The sequence below is a fragment of the Acidobacteriota bacterium genome, from assembly GCA_035471785.1.
Taxonomy (GTDB): Bacteria; Acidobacteriota; UBA6911; order RPQK01; family DATIPO01; genus JANQFM01.
The window spans coordinates 26,923-35,520 of the sequence record DATIPQ010000157.1 but is presented as its reverse complement, the minus strand read 5'-3'; the positions used below and the strand labels follow the sequence as shown (position 1 = coordinate 35,520).

Here is an 8,598-nt window from a genome sequence, read left to right as displayed (position 1 = left end):
GGCGAGCGATTCGCCACCCCAGCGACAGTGTTGGAAGTCAAGTCCGGGCTCGCTGAAGGCGAGCGATTCGCCAGCCCAGGGTCAGCCCCGGCGAGCGCAAGCGAGACGGCGGCGCCACCCTGGGTTTCAGACGGCAAAGGTGCCAACGCTGAAAGCGTGGGATAACGCCGCAGGGTGGCTCAGAAAGGCTGTTTGTCCCACCTGGGGCGTAAGATGAGGGGATGGCCGAGTTGGTGGAAGTGGCGGTTCCGTTTCCGATCTTCAGCACCTTTACCTACCGGGTGCCCGAGTACTGGAGAGACAAGGTGCAGGCGGGAATGCGGGCGGTGGTTCCCTTCCGCAGCCGCAAGCTGGTGGGACTGGTGCTGGCCTGCGATCCCCAGCCGCCCGAGGGCACCGAGCTCAAAGAGATCGTCGAGGTGCTGGACGAAGAACCCGTGGTGCTGCCGGGACTGATCGAAGTGGGACGCTGGATCGCCGCCTACTACTTCTCGCCGCCCGGCGAAGCCTTCCGCGTCATGCTGCCTCCCGGACTCCTGCTCAAACGCGCCGATGACGGTCCGGCCCGCCGTTTCTGGCCGGTGCGCAAGCAACTGGGAGTGGTGGAGCTGGCTTCGCGTCCGCCTGACCTGACCGAAAAACAGGCCCAGGCCTGGGAATTGCTGAGCGAGGTGGAACTGCCCGTGCTGCTCACCACCTTCAGCCGCGAGACGGGGCTCAGCGAAGCGGTGCTGCGGGCGCTGGCTAAAAAGAAGGCCCTGCGCATCGGCGACGTCGAGATCAAGCGCTCGCCCTGGAAGGACTACGGACGCCTCTACCGCCACCAACCGGTGGTGCGCCACCGCCTCAACCAGGAGCAGGCCCGCGTCCTGGATACCATCGGCCTATTGCTGAAAGAGCGGCGCTTCTCCGCCCTCCTGGTGCACGGCGTGACGGGAAGCGGCAAGACCGAGATCTATCTCAACGCCATCCAGAGCGTTCTCGAGCAAGGCCTCTCGGCCCTCATGCTGGTTCCTGAAATCGGACTCACCCCTCAAGCCGCGCGGGCTTTCCGCGGATGGTTCGGCGATCAGGTGGCGATCCTCCATTCGGCCCTCAGCGAGGGCGAACGATTCGACCAGTGGCGGCGGGTGCAGGAGGGCCGCTCGCGGGTTGTTCTGGGGACGCGCTCAGCCGTCTTCGCCCCCGTGCGCAAGCTGGGCATCGTCATTATCGACGAAGAGCACGACGGCTCCTACAAGCAGGACGACTTCCCCCGTTACCATGCCCGCGAAACAGCCTACAAGCGCTGCCAGCTCGAGAGCGCCCTGCTGGTGGTGGGCAGCGCCACGCCTCAGATGGAGACCTACTACCAGGCTCAGCAGGGCGACAAATACCGCTTCCAGAGCCTCCAGAAGCGGGTCATGGAGCGTCCTCTGCCCCAGGTGCGCATCGTCGACATGCGACGCGAATTCGAGAAGCACGGCCCCGGACTGGTTCTCTCCGACCCCCTCGACCTGGCCATCCGCCGGCGCCTCGACAACCAGCAGCAGGTCCTCATGCTCATCAACCGCCGCGGCTACACGCCGGTGGTGCTGTGCCGCAGTTGCGGGCACACCGAGCAGTGCAAGAACTGCAGCATCTCTCTCACCTATCACCAGGTTCAGCACCGGCTCATGTGCCACTATTGCGGGTTCTCGCGGCGGGTGCCCGACAAGTGCCGGGAATGCGGCAAAGAGTACATTTTCTACCTGGGGGAAGGCACCGAGAAGATTCAGGAAATCCTGCAAAGGCGCTTCCCGGAAGCCGAAATCGACCGCCTTGACCGCGACGCCGTCCGGCGCAAGGGCGCCTATGACCGCATCCTGGGCAACTTCGCTTCAGGACGCACCAACATCCTGGTGGGTACCCAGATGATCGCCAAGGGCCACGACTTTCCCCAGGTCACGCTGGTGGGCGTGCTGGCGGCCGATCAGGCCCTCCGCCTGGCCGATTTCCGGGCCGCCGAACGCACCTTTCAGTTGCTCACCCAGGTGGCCGGACGGGCCGGACGCGGCGAACAGCCGGGAGAAGTCATCATCCAGACCTACTACCCCAACCACTACGCCCTGCGCTATGCCGGAGCCCAGGACTACCCAACCTTCTACGCTCAGGAGGCGGGTTTCCGCAGCCGCTTCCGCTATCCTCCCTTCAGCATTCTGGCCAACCTGCTGCTGCAAGACCGCGACCGGGAGGAGGTGGCGAAGATGGCCCGTCAGGTGGCCGATAAGCTGAAAGCGTTCCGCGACCAGCTCTCCACCTCGCAGCACATGCGTATCATGGGACCGGCACCGGCGGCTTTGGAGAGGCTGCGCGAAGAGTACCGTTTTCAGATCTTGGTCAAGACCACCAGCCGCATGGAGCTGCACCAGGTGCTGCGCCAGGCGGTGGAAGAGTTACAGACGGAACGCCAGGTCAACCTGCGCAAGGTCACTATTGACATTGATCCGCTCACCTTGCTGTAGGCGGCAGGCCCTCTATAGCCTTGGCGTAGGAGGGCCGCGGGGAGGCGCTTCCACCCGGCTTGGGATGGAGCGTCCAGTTTGGAAGGACGGCATTGGCTGGTCTTACTGGTAGCTTGGAGAAGCGGATGAGCGCGGATCAGGGAGGGAAAGGTTTGGAGCCGGAAGACGTGGCCATTTGCACGGACGTGCTCGATCTGATGGTGGGGCAGGCCCGGCAACAGGCGCCTTTGGAGTGCTGCGGATTTCTGACGGGAAGGGACGGCCGCATCGATCAAGCCGTCCCCATGACCAACGCGGCGGCCTCGCCCACCCGCTTCGAAGTGGCCCCCCAAGACCTCTTCAACTTCTTCCGCCAACTGCGGGGGTCCCCGCGCCGCCTGATGGGGATCTACCATTCCCATCCCGCTTCCCCGGCTGTCCCTTCCCAGCTCGACATCGACGAGTTTCGCTACCCGGAAGCAACCTACTGGATCATTTCGCTGGCTCAGGAGCCGCCCTCGATACGCTGTTGGCGATGGGTTAGAATGGGATTCCGAGAAGTGAACTACCGGCGGGAGCGTTCATCCCGCCTGGGAAGGTGATCCAAGCATGCACCAAACGACCGAACGCAGGCTGCCCCACGAAATCGACGTCTTCGCCAAGCTGCGCCAAGACGCACCACCGCGGCTGCTGGAGTTTCTCGACCAGGCCCTGGTATTCTTCCCCGAGGAGTTCCGCTACCGCCTCAAGCAAGTGATCGATACGTTGCCCGAAGAGGGCGACAACATGCAGAAGATCCTGGAGGTGGTTCGGGCCCAGTGGAAAGACATCCAGTCGGAGCGACTGGTTCAGATCGCCGTCACCGGACCTTCTCAGACCGGCAAGACCTCCCTGCTCGGCGCCATCCTGCAGAAGAAAGCCCGCGACGCCGATCCCATCTTCACGGTGGTGGAAACGCCGGGACTGGAGGAATTCCTGGGCTACGGCAGCGACCGCACCCCGCCCGAGATGGCCGAAGCCGACCTGATCGTGCTGGTGCTGGACGCCCGCTATGGCGTTTCCGACCTGACCCAGCAGATCCTCGAGAAACTGCGCGAGCTGGACAAGCCCATCCTGGTCGTCCTCAACAAGATCGACCTGGTCGACAATGCTGGAGATCGTGTCAAAGAGGCCAAGAGCGTCCTGCGCAGCAGCGTCTTTTCCACCTCGGTTTACGACCCCTCCACCCTCGACAACCTGCTCAAGGCCATGGTCACCGCTTGTCCCAAGGCGCTTTACCCGCTGGCGCAGAGCTTTCCCGAGTTCCGCAGCACGCTATGCCGGGGCATCATTACTCAGGCCGCTTTCGCGGTCGGTCTGGTAGGCATCGTTCCCATTCCGGTCAGCGACCTGCTGCCCAACGCGGCCATTCAGACGGCTATGATCCTCAGGATCGCCCGGGCCTTCGGATGCGAACTCAACCGGGATCGGGCGCGCGAGCTGCTTCCCATGCTGACGGCCGGGATTCTGGCCCGCCAGATGGGACATAAGTTGCGCCAGAAGTATCCGCGTCAAAAGAAACTCATCGGAGTCATGCTGGGCGGAAGCTTCACTTACCTGATGGGACGGCTGGCCGTACGCTACTTCGAAAGCACCCGGGAAGTGCTGAGAACCGGCAACCTGGCGCCCTGGGAACCCCTGCCCAACGCCCCCGGAGAAACGAGCCCATGAAGGAACTGGCCGACCACCTGGAGTTCTTCGCCGAGTTGGGCGTCACCCACCTGCGAATCCCTGCGCCGGGGGCGTCGGCCACGAAAAGCAGTTCCCGGGGCGATCTGGTCGCCCCCTGGGAAGACCAGGCCGCCGATCCCGCCTTTCTCGATGCCCTTCCCCCCCAACAGGAGGAGGGCCAAGCCGACCTCTTCGAGGCCGCAGACAAGCCGACCGGCCCTGCGGCCTCGCCGCCCCGGACCTCATCGGCCCAAGCCTCATCAGCGCAGGAGAAAGCCCCTTCCCTCAGCGAGGATTCCATGTCTATGTTTACCTCCGTACCCGAACTGCCCGCCGAACCCATCGAGATGGAAGAAGTGCGCCGTATCCTGGGGGACTGCACGCGCTGCCCTCTCTCCCAGACACGCACTCAGCTTGTCTTCGGCGTCGGGGATCCATCGGCCGACCTGCTCTTCGTGGGTGAAGCGCCGGGATCTGAAGAGGACGAATTGGGCTTGCCCTTCGTGGGCGCCGCCGGCAAGCTGCTGAGCAAGATCATCCGGGCCATCGATCTCTACCGCGACCAGGTCTACGTGGCCAACATCCTCAAGTGCCGCCCTCCCGACAACCGCGACCCGCTGCCTGAGGAAGTAGAGCAGTGCGGTCCCTTCCTCTACAAACAGATCCAGGCCGTCGAGCCGCTGGTGATCGTGGCCTTGGGACGCTATGCCGCCCAGACGCTGCTGCAGACCGAAACGCCCATCTCGTCGCTGAGAGGACGCTTCCACGACTTCCACGGCATCCCCCTCATGCCCACTTTCCACCCCTCCTACCTGCTGCGCAATCCCAGCGGCAAGCGTCCGGTGTGGGAGGACATGCAGGCCGTCCGCAGCAAGCTCAAGGAATCGGGCAGCCTCTACTACGCCGAGCGCTCCTGACCCTCAGGCGGAGCCTTCGTCCTCGTCCATCGCCTCTTCGTCCAGAGGCTCGATCTCTTCCACCAGCTTGTCGAGAAGCTCCCGAACCCGCGCCTCATTCTGCTTGTGGACTCTGAGACGGAAGCCGCTCAAGAAAGGGGTGGTGGGATAGAGCGTGGCGAAGTTCTCGCCTTGCACGAAGTAGGGAATCTCCTGATCTTCCAGCACCGACTTGAGGACGGCGATTTGGGCCGGGTCGTAGGTGAGTTTGAACTGCACGAAATCGTCATCGCTCATGGGCGCCTCTCCGGGCTGGAGGAGGAGGCCTGGGCAGGAGCGTTGAGAGACCAGTCGTAGTCGACGTAGCGCACTTCCAACTGTCCCTGGCGGATGCGCCGGGCCGCCTCGGCCTCGTCCGTGATGCGTTCGGCCACGAAAGGCAGCACGCCTCCGTAGCGTTTCTCGAAGTCCTCAGAGTACCACTTGAAAAGAGACGACAGGTAGAGGACGTCCCCCTCGATTCGGTTTTGCTGCCGGTCGCGCAGGAAGGAGCGGGCCGCATCCTCAAGCTGCCCGTCCAGCCTCTCGGCCGTGTATGCTTCCTTCCTCAGCGCCGGACAGCCGACCGAAGCGCAGTTGACGGCGAAATGAACGAGCGGCTCCTCATAGACGGGACGGATCATCTGGTGCTCGATCTGATCCAGCGAGCACCGATCCCCCAGCAGGTGGATGAACTCCACCGCCCAGGGGTTGTCCGCCGTATCGCGGATCGACCCCACCGGCCAATGACGCACAATCCATTCCACCGTGAAAGCGTTGTAGGCGTTGATGAGAAAAGCCAATTGCCGGGCTTCGCTCCAGCTCTGGAACTTGTGGCGGGTGACGGAGGAGAGCTGCTCGAGGTAAGCGTCGAAGCGGGAGCGGCGGCTGCTCAGGGCCCGGTAGTCGAAGACGGTGCTGCGCCCCTGGGGAGAAACGTGTTCTTGCAGCACCTGCTGCCAGACCGGATGGGCATGATCGAAGGCGGCCGCTGAACCCGCCGGCTGTGCGGACGGCTGGCTGCATCCCGTTGGAAGTGACGGTGCCAGATGCAGCGCCGCCCAGGCCGCCAAAGCAACCGTCCCCAGAGTCCGCCGGGCTGTACCGCGGCGCGCCTTTCCGGCGCCGTGTCCAAGCATGCCCCCATTATAGCGGGGGACCGTTTGCCGGTCCCTTCATGCTATAAGATGAGGGAATCATGGATGAAGTGGACCAATGGCTGCTGATCGCCATCGCCCTCTTTCTGGTCTTCCTCAATGGATACTTCGTGGCTTCCGAGTTCGCCATCGTCAAGGTGCGCCGGACGCGGATTCAGGAAATGATCCATCAGGGACGCAGAAGAGCCGCCAGCGCTCGGCGAATGATCGACAACATGGACGAGTATCTTTCCGCCACCCAACTGGGCATCACCCTGGCCAGCCTGGGATTGGGATGGATCGGCGAGCCCGCCTTCGCCCGTCTTTTCGAACCCGTCGTACAGGCCCTGGGACCGTGGGGAGCGGCCTTTTCTCACTCGGTGGCAGCCGTGGGGGCCTTCATGCTCATCACCTTTCTCCATATCGTCCTGGGTGAACTTGCCCCCAAGTCGCTGGCCATCCAGCGGGCCGAACCCGTCCTGCTGTGGGGTTCGGGGCTGATGCATTTCTTCTACAAGCTCACCTATCCCTTCATCTGGAGCCTCAACGGCACGGCCAACGTGCTGCTGCGCTCCATCGGCGTCACTCCGGCAGGAGAGCAAGAAGAAGCCCATTCTGAAGAAGAGCTGAAGATGATCCTGGCCCATTCCCACAAGGAGGGCATCCTGGAGGGCGACGAGCGCAAACTGCTGGAGCGGGTTCTTTCTTTCTCCGACCGCTCGGTGCGGCAGGTCATGGTGCCTTCACCCGAGGTGGTCTTTCTCGACGCCCAAAAGTCGCTGGACGAAAACCTGGCCCTGGCCCGCGACCGCAAACACACCCGCTACCTGCTCTGCGACGGCTCCCTGGAGAGCGTCAAAGGCGTGATCCACACCAAGGACATGTTCTGGATGATGCGCGAACTGGGGGAAGACTTCGAACTCTCGATGGCCCGCAGGCCCGTCCACTTCGTGCCCGACAGCAAGCCCATCAAGTCGCTGCTGCCCGAGTTCCGCCGCACCCGCACCCACCTGGCGGTGGCGGTCGACGAGTACGGATCCACCGTCGGCATCGTCACTTTGGAGGACATCCTGGAAGAACTGGTGGGCGAAATACAGGACGAGTTCGATCCCGCCGCTCCCGCCCCCGACATCCGACCCATCGACCGCGACGTCTATCTGGTGCACGGACGAACCCTGCTCTCAGAGCTGGAAGAGGAGCTGGGCCTGGACTTGGCCGACGACGAAAACGACACCGTCGCCGGCCACGTGCTGATGCTGCTGGGACGCACCGCGGAAGTCGGCGACGAAGTCGTAGTCGGCGGACGTTTCAAGGTGCGGGTGCTGGGCATTAAAGGATTCCAAATCACAGACTTGCGCTTCGAACGGGAGCCGGAGCCGGCCCATGACAACTGATTCTTGGCCGCGGGGCCTGCCCATGAGGCTGGTAGAGTGCGTGGCCAACGTCAGCGAGGGGCGGAACGCCGAGCTGGTGCGGGCCGTGGCCGCCGCCGCCGAGATCGAGGAGGCCAGTTGGCTGCTCGACATCTCCTCGGACGCAGACCACAACCGTTCGGTGATTACGCTGGCCGCCCTTCCTGAGGTCGTGACGGAGGCCGCTTTGGGACTCATCGGCGAAGCCCTCAAGCGAATCGACCTGCGCCAGCACAAGGGCGTCCACCCCAGAATCGGAGCTGCCGACGTCATCCCACTGGTCCCCCTGCGCGGCGTGCTGCTCGATCAATGCGTGACCCAGGCCCGCCAACTGGCCCAACGGACGGCCGAAGCCTACAAACTGCCCGTCTACCTCTACGGAGCGGCCGCTCAGCGTCCCGACCGCCGCTTTCTGGCCCCCATCCGTCAGGGCGGATTCGAGTCGCTGCGGGAAGAGATCTCCAGCCGTCCCGGACGCCGGCCCGATTTCGGGCCCGATCGAATCCACCCTTCCGGCGGAGCCGTCTGCATCGGGGCGCGCGCGCTGCTTATCGCTTTCAACGTCTACCTGAAAGACGCCTCCATGGATGTCGCACGGGCCATCGCCGCCCGTATCCGCACCCGCGACGGCGGACCGCCCGGAGTGCAGGCGTTGGGACTGCACATCGCCGCCCGCAAGCGGGTGCAGGTCTCCATGAACCTCTACGATTTCGCCCAAACCACCCCGCGTGCGGCCTTCGACCAAGTCCAACGGCTGGCCGCCGAGATGGGCACGGAGGCCGAGAGCAGCGAACTGGTGGGCCTCATCCCTTCCGCCGCCCTGGCCGAGGGCGACGCCGAACACATGAAGCTGCTCGACTTCACCCCCTCCCGGCTGATTGAAAAGCGCATCGCCGAAGTCATCCTCGGCTCCCGCCAAGAATAGCGAGCAGCCTCATACCGC

The 8,598-nt window shown here is 63.9% G+C and carries 8 protein-coding genes; 6 read left to right on the top strand and 2 right to left on the bottom strand.

Features of this window, described 5'->3' with window-relative positions:
* The first annotated feature begins 221 nt into the window (after window positions 1-221).
* The 4 genes from priA to VLU25_22345 all read left to right on the top strand — a co-directional run bounded on the left by priA (window position 222) and on the right by VLU25_22345 (window position 5,089).
* The gene (gene priA / locus VLU25_22360) at window positions 222-2,483 is read left to right on the top strand and encodes a primosomal protein N' (GenBank protein HSR70685.1); all 2,262 of its coding nucleotides are present in this window, start codon (window positions 222-224) and stop codon (window positions 2,481-2,483) included.
* A gap of 125 nt (window positions 2,484-2,608) precedes the next feature.
* Entirely contained in the window at window positions 2,609-3,064 is a 456-nt protein-coding gene (locus VLU25_22355) for a M67 family metallopeptidase (GenBank protein ID HSR70684.1), read from the top strand.
* A 7-nt stretch (window positions 3,065-3,071) separates the two neighbouring features.
* Window positions 3,072-4,172: a GTP-binding protein gene (locus tag VLU25_22350; GenBank protein HSR70683.1), complete on the top strand. Its 1,101-nt coding sequence runs from the start codon at window positions 3,072-3,074 to the stop codon at window positions 4,170-4,172.
* Window positions 4,169-5,089, top strand: coding sequence for a uracil-DNA glycosylase (locus tag VLU25_22345; GenBank protein HSR70682.1), 921 nt, complete (start codon window positions 4,169-4,171; stop codon window positions 5,087-5,089). Before VLU25_22350 ends, VLU25_22345 begins: the two co-directional genes overlap by 4 nt.
* 3 nt (window positions 5,090-5,092) lie before the next feature.
* On the opposite strand, the gene VLU25_22340 is transcribed toward VLU25_22345, so the two are convergent.
* Window positions 5,093-5,365: a hypothetical protein gene (locus tag VLU25_22340; GenBank protein ID HSR70681.1), complete on the bottom strand. Its 273-nt coding sequence runs from the start codon at window positions 5,363-5,365 to the stop codon at window positions 5,093-5,095.
* On the bottom strand, window positions 5,362-6,246 hold the full coding sequence (locus VLU25_22335; protein ID HSR70680.1) for a DUF547 domain-containing protein: 885 nt from the start codon (window positions 6,244-6,246) through the stop codon (window positions 5,362-5,364). Before VLU25_22335 ends, VLU25_22340 begins: the two co-directional genes overlap by 4 nt.
* Window positions 6,247-6,305: 59 nt before the next feature.
* Between VLU25_22335 and VLU25_22330 the strand changes: the two genes are divergently transcribed.
* Window positions 6,306-7,637, top strand: coding sequence for a hemolysin family protein (locus VLU25_22330; protein HSR70679.1), 1,332 nt, complete (start codon window positions 6,306-6,308; stop codon window positions 7,635-7,637).
* A gap of 22 nt (window positions 7,638-7,659) precedes the next feature.
* Entirely contained in the window at window positions 7,660-8,580 is a 921-nt protein-coding gene (gene ftcD, locus VLU25_22325) for a glutamate formimidoyltransferase (GenBank protein HSR70678.1), read from the top strand.
* Window positions 8,581-8,598 lie beyond the last annotated feature (18 nt).

What these genes read in the sequence shown, in the direction of transcription:
- priA (HSR70685.1), top strand. Translation starts at nt 222, where the DNA reads ATGGCCGAGTTGGTGGAAGTGGCGGTTCCGTTTCCGATCTTCAGCACC.
- VLU25_22355 (HSR70684.1), top strand. Translation starts at nt 2,609, where the DNA reads ATGAGCGCGGATCAGGGAGGGAAAGGTTTGGAGCCGGAAGACGTGGCC.
- VLU25_22350 (HSR70683.1), top strand. Translation starts at nt 3,072, where the DNA reads ATGCACCAAACGACCGAACGCAGGCTGCCCCACGAAATCGACGTCTTC.
- VLU25_22345 (HSR70682.1), top strand. Translation starts at nt 4,169, where the DNA reads ATGAAGGAACTGGCCGACCACCTGGAGTTCTTCGCCGAGTTGGGCGTC.
- VLU25_22340 (HSR70681.1), bottom strand. Translation starts at nt 5,365, where the DNA reads ATGAGCGATGACGATTTCGTGCAGTTCAAACTCACCTACGACCCGGCC.
- VLU25_22335 (HSR70680.1), bottom strand. Translation starts at nt 6,246, where the DNA reads ATGCTTGGACACGGCGCCGGAAAGGCGCGCCGCGGTACAGCCCGGCGG.
- VLU25_22330 (HSR70679.1), top strand. Translation starts at nt 6,306, where the DNA reads ATGGATGAAGTGGACCAATGGCTGCTGATCGCCATCGCCCTCTTTCTG.
- ftcD (HSR70678.1), top strand. Translation starts at nt 7,660, where the DNA reads ATGAGGCTGGTAGAGTGCGTGGCCAACGTCAGCGAGGGGCGGAACGCC.